The sequence below is a fragment of the Clostridium sp. MT-14 genome, assembly GCF_042436595.1.
In the GTDB taxonomy this organism is placed as follows: Bacteria; Bacillota; Clostridia; order Clostridiales; family Clostridiaceae; genus Clostridium_B; species Clostridium_B aromativorans.
In genome coordinates this window covers 128,156-145,333 of the sequence record NZ_JBHMIY010000008.1, presented here as the reverse complement: position 1 = coordinate 145,333, position 17,178 = coordinate 128,156, and the positions used below count along the sequence as shown (strand labels likewise).

The 17,178-nt window shown below is 38.3% G+C and carries 14 protein-coding genes and 1 other annotated feature; of the genes, 4 read left to right on the top strand and 10 right to left on the bottom strand.

Going from position 1 to position 17,178, the window contains the following annotated elements:
• The 10 genes from ACFHWD_RS08350 to ACFHWD_RS08305 form a co-directional block, all read right to left on the bottom strand.
• On the bottom strand, window positions 1–457 hold a 457-nt coding region (locus ACFHWD_RS08350; protein ID WP_378061395.1), incomplete at its 3' end, for an ABC-2 transporter permease.
• Window positions 438–1,319, bottom strand: a complete 882-nt coding sequence (locus tag ACFHWD_RS08345) for an ABC transporter ATP-binding protein (RefSeq protein WP_378061393.1) — start codon at window positions 1,317–1,319, stop codon at window positions 438–440. The genes ACFHWD_RS08345 and ACFHWD_RS08350, both read right to left, overlap by 20 nt.
• A gap of 2 nt (window positions 1,320–1,321) precedes the next feature.
• Window positions 1,322–1,696 (bottom strand): GntR family transcriptional regulator, encoded by a 375-nt coding sequence (locus tag ACFHWD_RS08340; protein ID WP_150356774.1) that lies wholly within the window; start codon window positions 1,694–1,696, stop codon window positions 1,322–1,324.
• Window positions 1,697–1,798: 102 nt separating this feature from the next.
• The gene (locus ACFHWD_RS08335) at window positions 1,799–2,989 is read right to left on the bottom strand and encodes a cation:proton antiporter (protein WP_179977388.1); all 1,191 of its coding nucleotides are present in this window, start codon (window positions 2,987–2,989) and stop codon (window positions 1,799–1,801) included.
• 46 nt (window positions 2,990–3,035) lie between these two features.
• Window positions 3,036–3,092: a sequence feature (sodium ion sensor (DUF1646 type); this cis-regulatory element may regulate processes involved in with the transportation of sodium ions), on the bottom strand.
• A gap of 229 nt (window positions 3,093–3,321) precedes the next feature.
• Entirely contained in the window at window positions 3,322–4,149 is an 828-nt protein-coding gene (locus ACFHWD_RS08330; protein WP_378061390.1) for an alpha/beta fold hydrolase, read from the bottom strand.
• A gap of 16 nt (window positions 4,150–4,165) precedes the next feature.
• The gene (locus ACFHWD_RS08325; RefSeq protein WP_378061388.1) at window positions 4,166–4,657 is read right to left on the bottom strand and encodes a flavodoxin family protein; all 492 of its coding nucleotides are present in this window, start codon (window positions 4,655–4,657) and stop codon (window positions 4,166–4,168) included.
• A gap of 322 nt (window positions 4,658–4,979) precedes the next feature.
• Window positions 4,980–6,632 carry a DUF4368 domain-containing protein gene (locus tag ACFHWD_RS08320; RefSeq protein ID WP_378061386.1) on the bottom strand — a complete coding sequence of 551 codons (1,653 nt, stop codon included), beginning with the start codon at window positions 6,630–6,632 and terminating at the stop codon, window positions 4,980–4,982.
• A gap of 57 nt (window positions 6,633–6,689) precedes the next feature.
• Entirely contained in the window at window positions 6,690–6,893 is a 204-nt protein-coding gene (locus ACFHWD_RS08315; RefSeq protein ID WP_071441617.1) for a transposon-encoded TnpW family protein, read from the bottom strand.
• Between the two features lie 75 nt (window positions 6,894–6,968).
• Entirely contained in the window at window positions 6,969–7,868 is a 900-nt protein-coding gene (locus ACFHWD_RS08310; protein ID WP_096635884.1) for a phage major capsid protein, read from the bottom strand.
• Window positions 7,869–8,139: 271 nt separating this feature from the next.
• Complete coding sequence (locus ACFHWD_RS08305; RefSeq protein WP_378061383.1) at window positions 8,140–10,434, bottom strand: phage/plasmid primase, P4 family; 2,295 nt, start codon at window positions 10,432–10,434, stop codon at window positions 8,140–8,142.
• Window positions 10,435–11,092: 658 nt separating this feature from the next.
• Here ACFHWD_RS08305 and ACFHWD_RS08300 point away from each other — a divergent pair.
• The 4 genes from ACFHWD_RS08300 to ACFHWD_RS08285 are packed head-to-tail and all read left to right on the top strand — an operon-like array spanning window position 11,093 to window position 17,160.
• On the top strand, window positions 11,093–11,314 hold the full coding sequence (locus ACFHWD_RS08300) for a helix-turn-helix transcriptional regulator (RefSeq protein ID WP_013810668.1): 222 nt from the start codon (window positions 11,093–11,095) through the stop codon (window positions 11,312–11,314).
• Window positions 11,315–11,318: 4 nt separating this feature from the next.
• Entirely contained in the window at window positions 11,319–12,887 is a 1,569-nt protein-coding gene (locus ACFHWD_RS08295; RefSeq protein ID WP_378061381.1) for a type I restriction-modification system subunit M, read from the top strand.
• Window positions 12,884–14,062, top strand: a complete 1,179-nt coding sequence (locus tag ACFHWD_RS08290; protein WP_378061379.1) for a restriction endonuclease subunit S — start codon at window positions 12,884–12,886, stop codon at window positions 14,060–14,062. The genes ACFHWD_RS08295 and ACFHWD_RS08290 overlap by 4 nt, the downstream gene beginning before the upstream one ends.
• Window positions 14,059–17,160: a type I restriction endonuclease subunit R gene (locus tag ACFHWD_RS08285; protein ID WP_378061377.1), complete on the top strand. Its 3,102-nt coding sequence runs from the start codon at window positions 14,059–14,061 to the stop codon at window positions 17,158–17,160. The genes ACFHWD_RS08290 and ACFHWD_RS08285 overlap by 4 nt, the downstream gene beginning before the upstream one ends.
• Window positions 17,161–17,178: the final 18 nt, after the last annotated feature.

Below are 17,178 nucleotides of genomic sequence, written 5' to 3'. Positions count from 1 at the left end.
TCCCACTTATAGAAGATAGGAGAATTACGCCCTTTTTGTTAAATTGAAAGGGCATATATACTCCATAGGGAATGGCACAAAAAAGAAATACAGATAAAACTGTCCTCAAATCAAGTTTTCCTATTTGCGGTATGAAAAATGCCAGTACACTATATACAATAAAGCAAATAATAAAAACCACTAAAAAGAATGCATACTTGGCCTCCACAATTGAACTTCTGGTATATGGAGCTGCACATAACAACGCATCTACCTCGGGATATTTAGCCTCTGCCAATGAGACATATTGATAAAGTATAAGTTCTGTAAAAATGACTGTGGACAGGAAAGAAACAAGTCCCGTAAACATAGGAGCACGCCATAGAATGAATAGAGGAATTGCGGCCGACACAAACAGCATGATCACAACATATCTTTTGGCCAGCAAAAAATCCTTTTTAATGAGATGAAACAGCATTATTATCCTCTCCTCCCCCAATATAGGCCAGCATGATATCTTCAATTGTAGGCCTTTCAACTAAAATGTCCTTCATGTTTTTTTTGACTTCATATATTTTATGGGTAATCCCTGTGAAACCGAAGTCCGTTGCTGTCAACTTTAAAAATAAATTTCTGCTGCTCTCATCAACGTATCTCTTATCCCCTTTTATCAAGCGATAATTATCAAGTAAATAATCCTTTTCCTTCTCAAATAAAATTTCACCCTTATGTATGAGAATAATCATATCAGCTATCTTATCCAAATCGGATATTATATGAGTAGAAAAAAGTACACCTTTTCCTCCCCGCTTCATGTAATCTGCCATTATATCCAAAAACTGGCTCCTAATTAAAGGGTCAAGTCCGCTGGTAGGCTCATCCATAATTAGAAGTTCAGCACCATGAGACAGTGCAAGGGTAAGTGCAAATTTCATACGCATGCCCTTTGAAAGTGTAGAAATTTTTTGACGCGGATCCAGACAAAATCGTTCCATATATGCTCTATAGTCCCTTTCACTCCAGCCTGAATAAGCAGGTGAAATTATACTTTTCATCTCCGCCATAGTCAGTTCATCATAAAAAAAACCCTCATCGAACACTACTCCAATGCGATTTTTCAGTTCATGCTCATTATGTTCAATATCTTTTCCAAAAATTTTTACACTGCCGGAAGTCTTTTTGGACAACCCAAGAATAGTTCGTATAGTGGTTGTCTTACCTGTCCCATTGATTCCTATAAAACCTGCAATACAACCCTCCGGCAAAGTAAAACTAAGATTGGAAAGTGAAAAATTTTTATAGTACTTGTTTAGGCCCTCAACTTCTAAAATATTGTTCACATTCACTCCTCCTCATACAAAATATCCATCATTTCATTTAATTCCTCTTTGCTGATACCCAGCATCTTAGCTGTTTGTATCATATCCTGCATTTTTTGTTCCACAATGCGCCGTTTTGAATCTCTCAGCAATTCCAAATTTTCTGCTGAAACAAAAGTGCCTACCCCCACCTGACTTGTTACAAAACCTTCTTGTTCCAGTTCATCATACACTCTTCTAATAGTCAGCACACTGACTTTCACATCATTGGCAAAACTTCGAATGGATGGAAGCTTATCACCTTCAGCCAGTTCTCCTCTAAAAATTGCATCTTTAATTTGATCTTTTATCTGTTTATACAATGGATTGTCAGATGTATTTGAAATTAATATTTTCATATCATACCTCTTTTTTCAATATCTTTAGTGCCAGTGTATATGTATATAATACACACTATATACTATATACACTATTTTGTCAACAAAGTTCAAATTAATTGTTTAACAATTCACCTTTTTTTCTATTCTATGAGAAAATGCCAATTTAAGTAAAATAGGCGTTATAATTGTAGTTAAAATTACAACAATTAAGGTTGGAAGAAATATTTCCTCCGTAATTATTCCCTCCTGAAGACCTATATTGGCAGTAATTATAGCAACTTCCCCTCTTGAAATCATACCTGTTCCAATTTGAATCGATTCACTCCTGCTCATCTTAAGAAACCTTGCGGCAGCACCACACCCTATCAGCTTTCCAAATACTGCTGTGACAAACATAACTATGGTAATAAAAAGCACTTCCAGATTAATTCCCTTTAGATTTGCTTCAATCCCAACACTGGCAAAAAATATAAGGGATAAAAATCCTGACGAAATTGCCTTTATGTTTCTCTCCAGATATTCCTTATAGACAAATGATGAAAACATGAGGCCGCATATATATGCACCGGTAATAGCCGCTATACCCAAAACCTCGGCAACATATGCCACTAGCAGGGTAGAAGCTATGGAAAAAGTAAGCAGTTCCCTGCCTGGTTTTATATGCTCCTTGAATTTATTTATAAGTTTGGGCAGATATACTACTCCGATTATGGCAAAAACACAAAATAAAGTTATTTTTATAAATACATACGCAATGGATAATGCTTCTGCAGCTCCGGCACTTGCCCCAGCTCCAGGGCTTTGACCTACTGCAAGAACTACAGATATGAGAATAAGCCCCAATATATCATCTATAACCGCTGCACCTAGAATATTTATACCGGTTCTCGTGTTCAGCTTTCCAAGTTCCTTGAGAGTTTCTACTGTAATACTCACACTTGTAGCAGTTAGAATAACCCCTACAAATACATTCTCCAAAAAATTGTCAAAAAATAGATATGCGCTTAAGGTTCCAAGTACAAGTGGAAGTACTATACCTGCTGTGGCAATTATCAATGAAGAAAATCCCGCCTTTTTAAATTCTTCTACGTTGGTTTCAAGACCTGCAAGAAACATAATCATAATTACTCCAATGTTTGACAAAAGCTTAATATTATCATCATACTGTACAACATTCAACATAATTGGACCAAGTACTACACCTGCCATCAATGCTCCTAGAACTTCAGGCATTTTTAGCTTTCTGCTTATAATACCCCCTATCCTTGTAAATATGAGGATCAACACAATATCCAGCAACACATTTTCCAATATAATACATCTCCTTCCAGACAAAAAAATAGAAAGCCCTTAAAAGGACTTTCCACCCCAAAAGTCATATTCTCTTGAAATCAAACAGAAATTTGATTCAACCGAAATGAAATATCTAAATTTATTAATAATACTATTTTAACAATAACATATCTGAAAACATTATTCAATAATTTATATATAATTGAAAAGCAAGAAAAGGACTAATCTGCCCTTTTCAGAATTTAATGAAGCATGCCATATCCATGAAGGACAGCTCCTGGAGGCTTTAAAAACACTGCTTGATACTGACGTGTAGTCAATACAGTGGCGTAACAATCTGAACCTAAGGATTACTTGATATGGTTTTCCTGTGAATTGATTAAAAGAAATTTACAAATTGCCCTGTTGGCTGCCTTAGGATTATCCTGATTTGAGTTATGACCGGCGTTTTTTATCATACACAGCGTACAATTGGGCTCACTTTCAGCCCAGGAAGCTGCAATTCTTTGAATATTTCCAGATCTATCCTCCTCTCCGCAAAGAAGCAGCACGGGTTTGGGAAAACGATATGCTTCATCTTCACGCAGACATGTCGTGAGGGATATCATAACCTCGATGAAATCCCTCTTTTTCATCTGTGAAAAACATTCCCGTACATACGCTTTTACAGCTTCAGTGTTGCCGCAGACATTGGCACTTTGGTCTATTAGCATTTTCCATGGATAACAATAAAGTATAGGTTTTGTCAATTTCAACATAAGTCTTTCTGTTATAGACAGCCTGCCGGTATTTCGAGTACAATCAATGAGCACAAGTTTTGAAATAAGTTCCGGCTTTTGGTACAGTACCTCCTGGGCAAGGTTGCCGCCCATGGATTGACCTACTAGAACCGCATTTTTAATCCCATACATTCCACATAATTTGAAAAAATCCTTTAGCATATCATCAAAGCGGAATTTGTCTCCCGAAGCAAGTTTTGACAGTCCATGACCGCGTGCATCCCACAAAAGTAAATTGTACGAGTAATCGAAAATCGGCAATTGAGGCTCAAACATCCTGTGATCACAGCCTGCACCGTGCAGGAAAATAACATACTTTGAGGTACTGCCCGGCCTGTGCCAATAATGTATATTGCATTTTTCACTTTGAAATATTTTATGCTGTAAATTCACCATCATGCCCCCATGTAATCAATTACAATCTTTTACAGACATCCTCAGCCCATTTTTTAGCTTTTTCTATATTTTTTTCTGTATCATTCTTAAGAGGATTTTTGAATTCAATTTCACCTAAAAATTCATTTCCTTGAAGTTCACTTTTCATATTTTCAAATGTTTTTCCATTACCTCCACCGTTGCAGCTAAACAGAGCTATCTTCTTGTGTTTTAAATTTGTGCTGGCAAAAAAACTTCTCATGGCAGGAGCAAAATTTCCGGCCCATACTGGGGTTCCAATAAATAAGACATCGTAATTCTCGGCTTTTACATCATAAGACAGAAGTTCCGGTTTTTCCTTAGTTATAGATTTCTTGCCTCCTATCAGATATCTCATCTTGCTTTTGGGATTTATATCTTTTTTAGGCTTTATCTGCAATATGTCACTAGACACAACCTTTGAAATAGCTTCGGCTATCAATTTTGTATTCCCCTCAAGAGAATAGTATACAACGAGAATTTTATTTTCCATAATAAAATCTTCTCCTTTTCTATATATCCGAACGCTACCATTGCTAATGCTCCCAGCTTCTCAAAGCGGGAGATAAAAACTGGCAGCCATCGGATAAGTTCTGCTAAGGTTCAGGTGGAGAAAAGTATTTCTTATAAGCAAATTCCATCTGAACCTAAGAATCACTTAATTAAAAATTCTTATATCTATATATTATAATAATTGGCTTAAAAAATCCATTTAAATGTAAAAAAAGGCCTCTATTTGGAGCGGTCAGATAGGGATTTATAATTCCTGAAAAATTCGGCATAGTCGTTGATATTCGGCTATGCCGTTTTTTCGTTTATTTTGGTAAGTCGATAGCGCCAATGCAGTTATAAAAAATTTGAATCCGCTGGGTTCTGCGGCCATCTACCTTTTCAGCCTTGAATACTATAATTTTGTCAATGAATTCTCGAATAATCTCTGCATCCAATTCTGTAATTTCTGTGTACTTTTTAACCAGTGCCAAAAAGCGGTCGGTATTGAGGGACTGTTCATTTGCTGTATCAATGGTATGCTTTAATTTGGTTATCCTTTCTTCCAACGCCTTCTGCTCGGCTTCATATTCAGCCGACATCTTGTAAAAACGCTCTTCGGGAATTTTGCCCATCACATTGTCCTCATATAGCTTTCGAATGATTTTGTCTATGTCAGCAATGCGAGTCTGTACTTGTTTGTACTCCTTTTGACTTTGGCGGAGTTCTTTGGCAAGTTCCTTTTCTGAATTATTCATAACTATACGGATGAATTCCTGTTCATGGTCTTTGGCAAAGGAGGTTACACGCCTTAAGTCTTCTAGCAAAATCTGTTCCACTACAACATTGCGTATCTGATGTGAACTGCACATACCCTTTTTCTTGCGGTAAGTAGCACAAACGAAGTATTCCTTATCGTGTGTCCATCCCTTTCCTCTAACCTGATACAGCTTTGCTCCACAGTCGGCACAAAACATCATGCCAGAGAGCATTCCCATTTCACCTAATCGTGATGGTCTTCGCTTGCCATCTCTGATTTTCTGCACTGTTTCCCAAGTGCCCTCATCAATAATTGCTTCATGGGTATTTTTGAAAACCAGCCAATCTTCTGGATTATTCAATATCTTGACTTTGCTCTTATATGACTTTTTAGAAGTCTTGAAATTTACCGTGTGACCTAGATATTCCATTTTAGCCAGAATATCTGCTACGGTACGAGCCGACCAAGCATATGGGTTTTCAGGTGGTCTTGCTGGAGTGTTAATACCCATTTTGCGAAGATGAACCGTAGGTGTATCAATGCATCGCTTTTCAAGTTGCTTTGCTATCTGCGTGGGGCCAAAGCCAGCCATGCACAGTCGGAAAATATCTCTGACCACTTCGGCGGCTTTCTCATCTATAATCCAGTGCAACTTATCTTCAGGGTCTTTAATATAACCGTAAGGTGGATTGGTGCAGAGTGGCTTACCAGATTGTCCCTTGGATTTGAACACAGCACGGATTTTCTTGCTAGTATCCTTAGCGTACCATTCATTAATAATGTTAAGAAAAGGTGTAAAGTCACTGTCCGTTTGGTTTGCACTATCAATACCGTTGTTAATAGCAATGAATCGTACATCTGCTTCAGGAAACATAATCTCGGTATAATATCCTACTTTAAGGTAATCCCTGCCGAATCGGGACATATCCTTGATGATAATCGTTCCAATTCTACCGGACTCTACATCAGCAATCATGCGGTTAAAGTCTGGTCTATCAAAAGTTGTACCGCTGACCCCATCATCCACATAAAATTCGATGTTGCGAAAACCGTTGTCCTCAGCATACTTTTTTAGAATTGCCTTCTGGTTTACTATACTATTGCTGTCTCCTGCAAGCTCATCATCACGTGAAAGCCTGCAGTAAAGAGCAGTAATTTTTGCTTCTTCAAATGCTAATGTTGATTTACGTATAGTGCTAAATGTTGACTGTCTATTCATTTTTATCCTCCATTTCCGACAGTCTTCAAGCGGTTTAGCACTATGTATATTACCGTACTACCTTGAAGAAGTCGAGTTGATTTCCGTGGGTTTATATGAACTATCAGATAACTTTGAAAGGTTTTTTGCGTTGACTGTAATCAGTCGTTTCAGCTTGGAATATGCACTTTCCTTTGCTGAATCACTTACTCGTGATTCCACCACATAGACCGTACCTCCGATATCGGATTTGGTTGTGCGGCTGTTACTTTGATTTTCCATATCGTGACCTCCTGTCCGATGTTTTGATGGAACTGGCACTGAGCCGAATTGATGACTCAGTGCCTAATCCATTATTTAAGCTTTTATTTGTAATATTTTCAGAGCATCCGGTTGAATCAACTTCCCATCCAATCTCTCGTAAGCAGAAAATCCGATTTGCCCCTGCAATGCATATAACTCACTTAATTTTTTTATCGTTATTGGTTGACGTTCAATCAGCCAGTAGTATGATAAATCTCCAAATACAATGCTTTTTGCTCCTGCTGATACTGTAGGCATATATGGAGAGGTAACTACAGGTTTTCCGAAGATGGTGTTATCCGAAGAATTCCACAGATAACTACCGCTTGTATCTTTAAGGGTTCTAAGAAGCATGGCTGTATTATCATGCATGATAAACACAGCGTTATTTCGGTATTCATCTTTTAATGAAAAATACAGAGAGATGATCTCATCAAAAGAGATGGTACTATTGTCTGCTGTAGTTACATCTGCGTCTGCCGTAAGGATACCTGTTGGCTGAGTTGTGCCATTTCCATTAAGCAATGCATTTTCCTCAGCCTTGCCAAAACGCTTCGCAAAATCACCCATCAGATATTTTTCTAGATTAAAGTTCATATCGGTGACGAATGAGCGGTTTAGCTTGATAAGAGATGCCAGCTTGTATGATTTCACCAGAAACTGTGTAAATGTATCGGCACTTTCGGGGATTGGATCTCCGTCTTCAACCCAATCTGCTGTACCCGTTGAGGATACCGCTTGAATTTTACCTTCTGCAGAAGATAGATTGATAACAGTGGCAAATCTGCGGAATATATTCTCCTTTGCCAAAGCAGTGTTAAAGCCTTCTCTGAACTCATCTGGTGCGACATAAGCTCCTGCATTATCAAAGCCCTCGCTTAGATTTTGATTATTTTCTTCTTTTCCTTTCATAACATTCCAAAACGCTCTATTATAAGTTGTTGATGTTGCCATAATCGTTTACCTCCTAAATTCTATTAAATGTGGGGTATATACCCCGTTTGAAACTGCGTTTTTTTACGCGTTGCCCCACGCCCGTTGTCCAGATGTAAAGGTGTGGAGATTTGACCTCCCCTAGGGGCAGGTATTAACACATGGAGTTGTATCCAGTGTTTTAGTGGTTTTAAGCTTTGTAGCAAGATGTAGCAGGTAAAAACTAAACTCTCTATACGAGAGCGATTTTTTATATAACCTGTTTTTCTTGCTACAAGCTGCTACACTGTGTTTAAATAAGAAGAAATTCTTCTTCAGTCAGCTTATATCCGATAAGCATTGTGGTCATTCCACCACCAGAACGTGGTCGTTTCCGTTCTACACGGGCAATAGCTGTTAATGCTTGTTTAAAGTTTCTTGCATTCTCCGAATAACATCCATTGGCACTACACCACCGCTGATACCGGGCATACACTTCGGATGTCCGCACCTCACTGTTAGGACTTTCCTCCAAGGCATCCTCGAAAAATAATGCTATTTTATCGCTGTCACGTTTATAAGCCTCCGTTGCTGTCTTAACAGAATCAGGTAAAGTCAAGCCTTCCTTCTTTAACAACTGATAGCCTTCAATTAGCCAGTTGAGGATAGCACTCTGATTCTTCGGTTTGGCGAATTCACGTTTTAGGTTTTTATCCTGCTCGCTTTCATCGAAGTGTCGTTCAAAAGGAATAATCACCACTCTGCCACTAGAAAACAGCGTCATATCCGTAATAACGGGCAGATAATTGGTGTTGATATACAGCTTAAACTTTGGCGAAAAGTCAAAAGAATTCTCATGTAGAAACCTTGCGTTAATGGTGTCACCACCCGTCATGCTTTTTACCTGTGCAGCATTTAAGACAAGTCCTCTGCTAGGTTCGGAGATATTCACAAAGCGTACTCCTGCAAGCCGGGCAATATCTTCACTTGGACTTGAACTGTTATTGTTCTTTTTCAGACTGATAGTCTCTGGCCTTGCGGTACAGCCATAACTGCCTAATACCTTAAGAATGCTCTCACATAGCGTACCTTTACCATTTCGAGTTGTAGCACCATAGAGAACAAACAGGCATTCATACCGAGTGTCTCCGCTGATACTGTAGCCAAAGGCCTTTTGGAGGAATTTTGCCTTTTCCTCATCTCCGCTCATAATCTCATGAATAAATCTATCCCATCGCTCACTTTTTGCTTCTGGATCATACTTAACACCAGATATCTTTGTGAGTCTGTCCTCGCTGTTGTGGGGATGAAAATCCATGGATGTTAAAAACAATGTTCCATTGGCACAGTTGAGCATAAGCGGGTCTTGGTCAAATTCAGCCATTGATATGGGATATACGCTCTGTGCATCCTTAAGCACCGTTTCCCTGTATCTTCTTGACTGCCATTTTCGGCAATAGTCAATGTATGCCTTTCTTTGATGTTCATCTTGAATAGTCAAAGCATAGGTTAGTAGTTGGTTAGCCAATGATTTACACATTTCCATTACTTTTAGATTACCGACATCAGGAATCCAAATGCCATTCTCGTAGCAAAACCACATTTTCCTTTCAGGAACATAGCGGGCAAAAGATTTATAATAATCAGCAAACAGCCTGCTTGCCCCAATATCCGTCCAAGGGTAGCGATTGTTACTCTCAGGCTTAAAGTCAGCAAGGGAACATTCTCCAAAATCTTCTGTAGCTGATGAACGCTTACCACCTAGTTTGTATATTTCAGTAGCATTTGCGATAGCTTTTTCTATGGTTATCATTCCATAAGTACTACCGGACTGCGGTCTATTCCATTTATCTCGCATTAGGCCGCTCTGCCGGAAAAGTCTGTCTATCTGTCCAATATCTCTGCCACACCAAAATGCCAGCATACCGCAAAGTGCCAAATCAGCTTCACTGGCAGAAGCATAACCAGATGTATCTCCCTGCCATAATGCTTTGAACCTTTCTCCGTTTGCCGATTTTAAAGCCTTCTCAATAACAGACTTGTCAGACAGATAGGATTGGCTTTCTCTATCCAGAATTTGCTTCACAGGGGTAGGACGTAGCATATACTTGTCTAGTATCATCTGAAGCTCATTCGATTTCTCCGCTATATCACCATCTGCAAATACATTGCCTGTTACGGTAACAAAGCGGTTTGTTGCTCCAGCCACATAGACCTCAACTCCCAGCTTTCTGTTGTTGATATAGTATTTTGTTTTGTCAAAGTTAAAGCCTGTGGCCTTAAAGAAAATATGAAGCCCTTTTCCAGATGGACTGTGTTCCATATAGCAACCCCTAAAAGCCTCTACAACATTTTGGGCAACAGGCTTAAGCTTACCGCTGCTATCAAAGCAATCATCTAAGTCGATAACACATATGTCATTACCCACCAAAAATCCGATACCGTCATATTTACTTATAGCAGCTATCGCCGAACTAAAATCTTTAAATGTATCACGTTTATTTGGTTTTGCCCTTTTTCCTGTTACTGGATTATAGGGAACTTTGGTTTTTCTGCCACTTCGCTCTTCATATTTCCAACAGCAAAACTGTGGCTTATCTTTAAGCACCTGTGGCAAGTTATCATATTTTGTTTTCAGTTACTTCACCTCCTTGCCTGTTATATATGACCCGAAACGCTACTGTTCCAGAGGGTTTGCCTTGTTTGACACAACCTCGTTATCTTTCAAGGAATACGCTCGGAATTATCGTCATGGCATATTCTGCTTGAAATATCTCTTGCATTTCGGGGTATTCAGTTGTCAAGGAGCAGTGAGAGAAAAACTATGCTTTCATTGGGGGATTATTTTTCCTCTCACTTTATAGCCTTGGTAGAACACATTAGTTGAGGATTTTAGAAAAATATTTTCCATCCTCATCCATAAGCGAAGAATTCTATTGATTCGAACCCCTTAAAATAAAAAAACAGCCTGTCTATTTTCTAAGGTACAGACGGCTGTAATGATTGTGTTTTTGCTCAAATTTGAGCGAAAGTGGTATTAAATTTAAGAAGGCTGAATGTTATAACTTTGACTTTGGTTTTACAAATAGACTTACAGACTTTTTTGTCTAAAAGTATTTATTTAAATAATAATCAAAATAAAGGCATACACAACTATCATTATCTTTATTAACATTGTAAAATTACTTCACAAACACAGAATTATCATGTTATTTTTGAAGAAAATGTGCTATAATGGAAAAAACATATATAAAGAGGTGACCAAGATGACCGTTAGCTATAAAAAGCTTTGGAAATTGTTAATAGACCGCGATATGAAGAAGAAAGATTTACAAGCTGCTGCGGGAATAAGTCCATCGTCAATTTCAAAGCTTTCTAAAAACGAATATGTCAGTATGGACGTTCTTGTAAAGGTTTGTACGGCGCTTGGCGTTGATTTTAAAGATATCATGGAATTAGTGCCTAATATGGTTGAAGAAAGGGAGTAGAGTTATGGAAAATAACAGAAAAGAACAGGAACGGGCGGAATTACACCGCACGATATGGAATATGGCAAATGATCTAAGAGGCAGTGTAGATGGATGGGACTTTAAGCAATATGTTCTAGGTATGCTGTTTTACCGCTACATATCTGAAAATATTACTGCCTATATTAACGCCGGAGAATGGGAAGCTGGCAATACGGAATTTGATTATGCTAAGTTATCCGACGAAGAAGCAGAACAGGCACGAGAGGATTTAGTTAAGACAAAAGGCTTCTTTATTTTACCCAGCGAGCTTTTTGAAAATGTCCGAGCTCGTGCAAAGGACGATGAAAACTTAAATGAAACACTGGAACAGATTTTCAGTAATATAGAAGCATCTGCCCAAGGAACAGAGAGTGAAGATAATTTCAAAGGTCTGTTTGACGATATTGATGTTAACAGCAATAAGCTAGGAAACACTGTAGTAAAGCGTAATGAAAAGCTGGTTAAGCTAATGAATTCTGTTGGAGAAATGAAGCTGGGAGACTACAAAGACAATACCATAGATGCATTCGGTGATGCTTATGAATTCTTAATGGGTATGTATGCTTCCAATGCCGGAAAAAGTGGCGGTGAATACTATACGCCACAGGAGGTTTCTGAACTCCTTACCCACTTAACATTAGTAGGAAAAACTGAAGTCAACAAGGTATATGACCCCGCTTGCGGTTCTGGCTCTCTACTGCTAAAGTTTGCAAAAATTTTAGGAAAAGAAAATGTACGTCAAGGTTTCTTCGGTCAAGAAATCAACATTACAACCTACAACCTGTGCAGAATTAATATGTTCCTGCACGATATTGATTATGACAAATTTGATATTGCTCTTGGGGACACACTAACAGATCCGCAACATTGGGATGATGAGCCTTTTGAAGCCATTGTATCAAATCCACCTTACTCTATTAAATGGAAGGGCGATAATGATCCTATTTTGATTAACGATCCCCGTTTTTCTCCAGCGGGAGTATTGGCTCCTAAATCCAAGGCAGACCTTGCTTTTATTATGCATAGTCTTTCTTGGCTTGCAACAAACGGAACAGCGGCTATTGTATGTTTCCCCGGTGTAATGTATCGCGGTGGTGCTGAAAAGAAAATCAGGCAGTACCTGATTGACAATAACTATATCGACTGTATCATTCAGTTACCGGATAACTTGTTCTATGGTACCAGCATTGCTACCTGCATTATGGTTCTAAAGAAATCTAAATCGGAAAATAGTACCTTATTTATCGATGCATCAAAGGAATTTGTCAAGGTTACGAATAACAACAAACTAACACAGGAAAATATTGAGACCATCCTTAATGCATTCAAAGAAAGAAAGGATATAGAACATTTTGCCAGACTTGTGCCAAACAGCGAAATTGCTGAAGAGGATTATAACCTGTCTGTTTCAACATATGTGGAACAAGAGGATACGAGAGAAAAGATTGATATTGTTGCCCTCAATGCTGAGATAGAAAAGATTGTGGCGAGAGAGCAGATTTTGCGGGAAGAAATAGATAAGATTATTGCGGAAATTGAGGTGGGCAAATGAGTAAGTTAGATGAATTGATTGCTGAACTTTGTCCAGATGGAGTAGAATATACAACAATTGAGAATGTTTGTACTAAAATTTCGTCAGGTGGTACGCCAAACACATCTAGAAGTGATTATTATGGCGGAGATATTGCATGGTTACGGACACAAGAGGTCGATTGGGTTGACATTTTAGATACAGGTATAAAAATTACCGAAGAAGGACTTAATAATTCTTCTGCAAAATGGATCCCCAAGAACTGTGTTATCGTAGCAATGTATGGAGCAACAGCTGCAAAAGTTGCAATCAATAAAATACCCTTAACAACAAATCAAGCTTGTTGCAACCTTCAGGTAGATAAAAACAAAGCTTTATATCGATATGTCTATTATTGGCTTGCGAATAATTACAATGAGCTGAAAGCACTTGGGCAAGGTTCACAGTCAAATATTAACGCAAAAATTATTAGAAGTTTCCCTATACCCCTTCCCCCTCTACCTGTTCAGCAGGAAATTGTCCGTATTCTGGACAATTTCACAGAGCTTACAGCAGAGCTTACAGCAGAGCTTACAGCAAGAAGAAAACAGTATGAGTATTATAGGGATTTTCTGCTTACGTTTGGTGATGATGTGCCAAGACTTGCTATAAGTGATCTTTTAATACGTACAAAGGGAACAAATATAACAGCACAAAAAATGAGACAATTACATAAAAAGAATGGTGAAGTACGAATATTTGCTGGTGGTAAAACTTATGCGGATGTTGATTTTAAAGATATCCAAAAAAAAGATATTAATTTAAACCCTTCTATAATTGTTAAGTCACGTGGAATTATTGAATTTGAGTATTATGATAAGCCATTTAGCCATAAAAATGAATTCTGGTCATATTATAGTGAAAATAAAAATGTCAATATTAAATTTGTATACTATTATCTTTCAAAAAATGTGAACTATTTTCAACGTATAGCTAATAATATGCAAATGCCACAAATATCAATTCCTGTAACAGATAAATATAAAGTTCCCCTCCCTCCTATAAAAGAGCAGGAACGCATCGTTAGCATCCTTGATCGCTTTGACGCTCTCTGCAACGACTTAACCAGCGGCATTCCTGCTGAAATCGAAGCACGGCAAAAGCAATATGAATATTACAGGGATAAACTGTTATCTTTCAAGGAGGTGACGGCATGAGTATATACAACATCGTTGCAAGTACTGACGAAGCAACGGTTGTTGCTGAATATGCAGCTGAATATAATGTCCGTCCTGAAAAGTATCAGAGTGAGGCAGAACTTGAGCGGGAGTTTATTAGGCAACTGACTTCCCAAGGATATGAATATATTTCAGTGCACAATGAAGCTTCATTGATAGAAAATCTTCGAAAACAACTTGAACTGCTTAATGATTTTACATTTACTGATAGCGAATGGGAGAGGTTTTTCACAGAATGTATTGCCAATACAAATGAGGGTATTGTTGAAAAAACCAGAAAAATTCAGGATGACCATATCCAGATTCTAAAACGTGAAGATGGAACAACAAAAAACATATACCTTTTGGATAAAAAGAATATCCATAACAATCGCTTGCAGGTTATTAATCAATACGAAGAAGCAAGTGGCAAGCATGAAACCCGATATGATGTAACAATCCTTGTAAATGGACTTCCACTAGTTCATGTGGAGTTAAAGCGTCGTGGTGTTGCTATCCGAGAAGCATTCAATCAGATAAAAAGATACCAGCGTGACAGCTTTTGGGCGGCTTCTGGTTTATTTGAGTATGTGCAAATATTTGTAATCTCAAATGGCACCCATACAAAGTATTATAGCAACACCACAAGAAATGCTCATATCAAGGAACAAAGGAGCAGTGAGCGACGAAGAAGTAAAAAAACAAGCAACAGCTTTGAGTTCACCAGCTTTTGGGCAGATGCAAATAACAGGATTATTCCTGACCTTCTGGACTTTACTAAAACATTTTTTGCCAAGCATACCCTCTTAAACATTCTGACAAAATATTGTATTTTTACATCTGAAGACCTGCTCCTTGTAATGCGTCCTTATCAAATAGCTGCTGCAGAACGTATATTATCACGTATTGTAGTATCAACCAACTACAAGAAGATGGGCACAACTGCAGCTGGAGGATATATTTGGCATACAACAGGCTCTGGTAAGACATTGACCAGTTTTAAGACAGCCCAATTAGCTTCTGTCTTGCCTTACATAGACAAGGTACTGTTTGTTGTTGACCGTAAAGACCTGGATTATCAGACTATGAAGGAATATGACCGTTTTGAAAAGGGAGCTGCTAACGGTAATACGTCCACAAGAGTTCTTCAAAGACAATTGGAGGACAGGGATGAAAAAGGAAATTCTCATGAATACAAAATCATTGTAACCACTATTCAGAAGTTGGATATATTCATCCGTAAAAACAAACAGCATGATATTTATAAGAAACACGTGGTGCTGATTTTTGATGAGTGCCACCGTTCCCAATTTGGTGAAATGCATCAAGCTATCACGAAGAGCTTTAAGAACTATCATATCTTCGGCTTTACGGGAACCCCAATTTTTGCTGCTAATGCTAGTTCAGGCGGTAACCCACTGCTCCGTACAACCGAGCAGGCCTTTGGAGAAAAGCTACATACCTATACCATTGTGGATGCCATCAATGATGGGAATGTTCTGCCTTTTAGAATAGATTTTATCAATACCATTAAGATGCCTGATTACGTTAATGATAAAAAAGTCTATAGCATAGATAGAGAAAAAGCCTTAGCAGATCCACAGCGAATCAGTGAAATTGTTTCTTACGTTCTTGAACACTTTGATCAAAAGACGAAGCGCAATAGTTATTACACATTCTCTGCGAAATGGGAAGAAGCAGAGAAGCACAACCCTAAAAAGATGATAGAAAAGCGTGAAACAAGGCGAGTTGCCGGTTTCAACTCCATATTTGCTGCTGCATCCATCCCAATGGCAATCAGATACTATAATGAGTTTAAGAAGCAGATAGCGGAAAAGAACCGTAACCTTACCATTGCAACTATTTTCAGTTTTAGTGCAAATGAAGAAGAGCCAGATGGACTGTTGCCTGAAGAGGATTTTAATATGGAAAACCTTGACCAAAGCTCCAGAGATTTTCTTGATGCGGCTATCCGAGATTACAATTCCACATTTAGTACAAATTACGATACTTCCTCGGACAAGTTCCAGAATTATTATAAAGACCTCTCTCTTCGTGTAAAGAATCGGGAGATTGATATATTGATTGTTGTCAATATGTTTCTGACAGGCTTTGATGCAACAACCCTGAATACACTATGGGTAGACAAAAATCTGCGGCAGCATGGACTGATTCAGGCGTTTTCAAGGACTAACCGCATCTTAAACAGCGTTAAGACCTATGGTAATATCGTTTGTTTCCGAGATTTGAAAGAAGAAACAGACAAAGCTATTGCACTATTCGGCAATAAGGATGCTGGCGGTATTGTACTGTTAAAAACATTCGATGAATATTATAAGGGATATGATGAAAAAGGTGAACACAAGCCGGGCTATGCTGAACTGATTGCAACCCTTACAACACAGTATCCCCTTGGACAACCTATTCTCGGAGAAGAAGCGGAAAAAGACTTTATCAGGTTATATGGAGCAATACTCAGGCTCAGAAATATTCTTACTTCTTTCGATGACTTTGAAGGAAATGAGATTTTATCTGAAAGGGATTTTCAGGACTATCAGAGCATTTATATTGACCTGTATCAGGAATATAGAAAAGGTGCTGATGGTGACAAAGAAACTATCAATGATGACATAGTTTTCGAGATTGAACTGGTCAAACAGATAGAGGTAAATATTGACTACATCCTTATGCTTGTAGCCAAATATCAACAATCCAGCTGCAAGGATAAAACCATTCTTACGACCATTGATAAGGCTATCAATTCGAGTATTGAACTTCGAAGTAAGAAAGAACTTATCGAGCGTTTTATTGAGCAAGTCAATGTATCGACCAAAGTAGATGAAGATTGGCGTAAATTCCTCCATGAGCGTAAGGAAGCGGATATTTCAGCAATTATAGAAGAAGAAAAATTAAAGCCCGAAGAAACCCGCCGTTTCATCGACAATGCTTTCCGAGATGGAATGCTTAAGACGACCGGTACAGCCATTGATAAAATCATGCCACCTGTATCCCGCTTTGGCGGAGGCAGAGCCGCGAAAAAGCAAGGAATTATCGAAAAACTAATGATATTCTTTGAGAAGTATTTAGGGTTGGTGTAGTCTATACCGTATGATAAA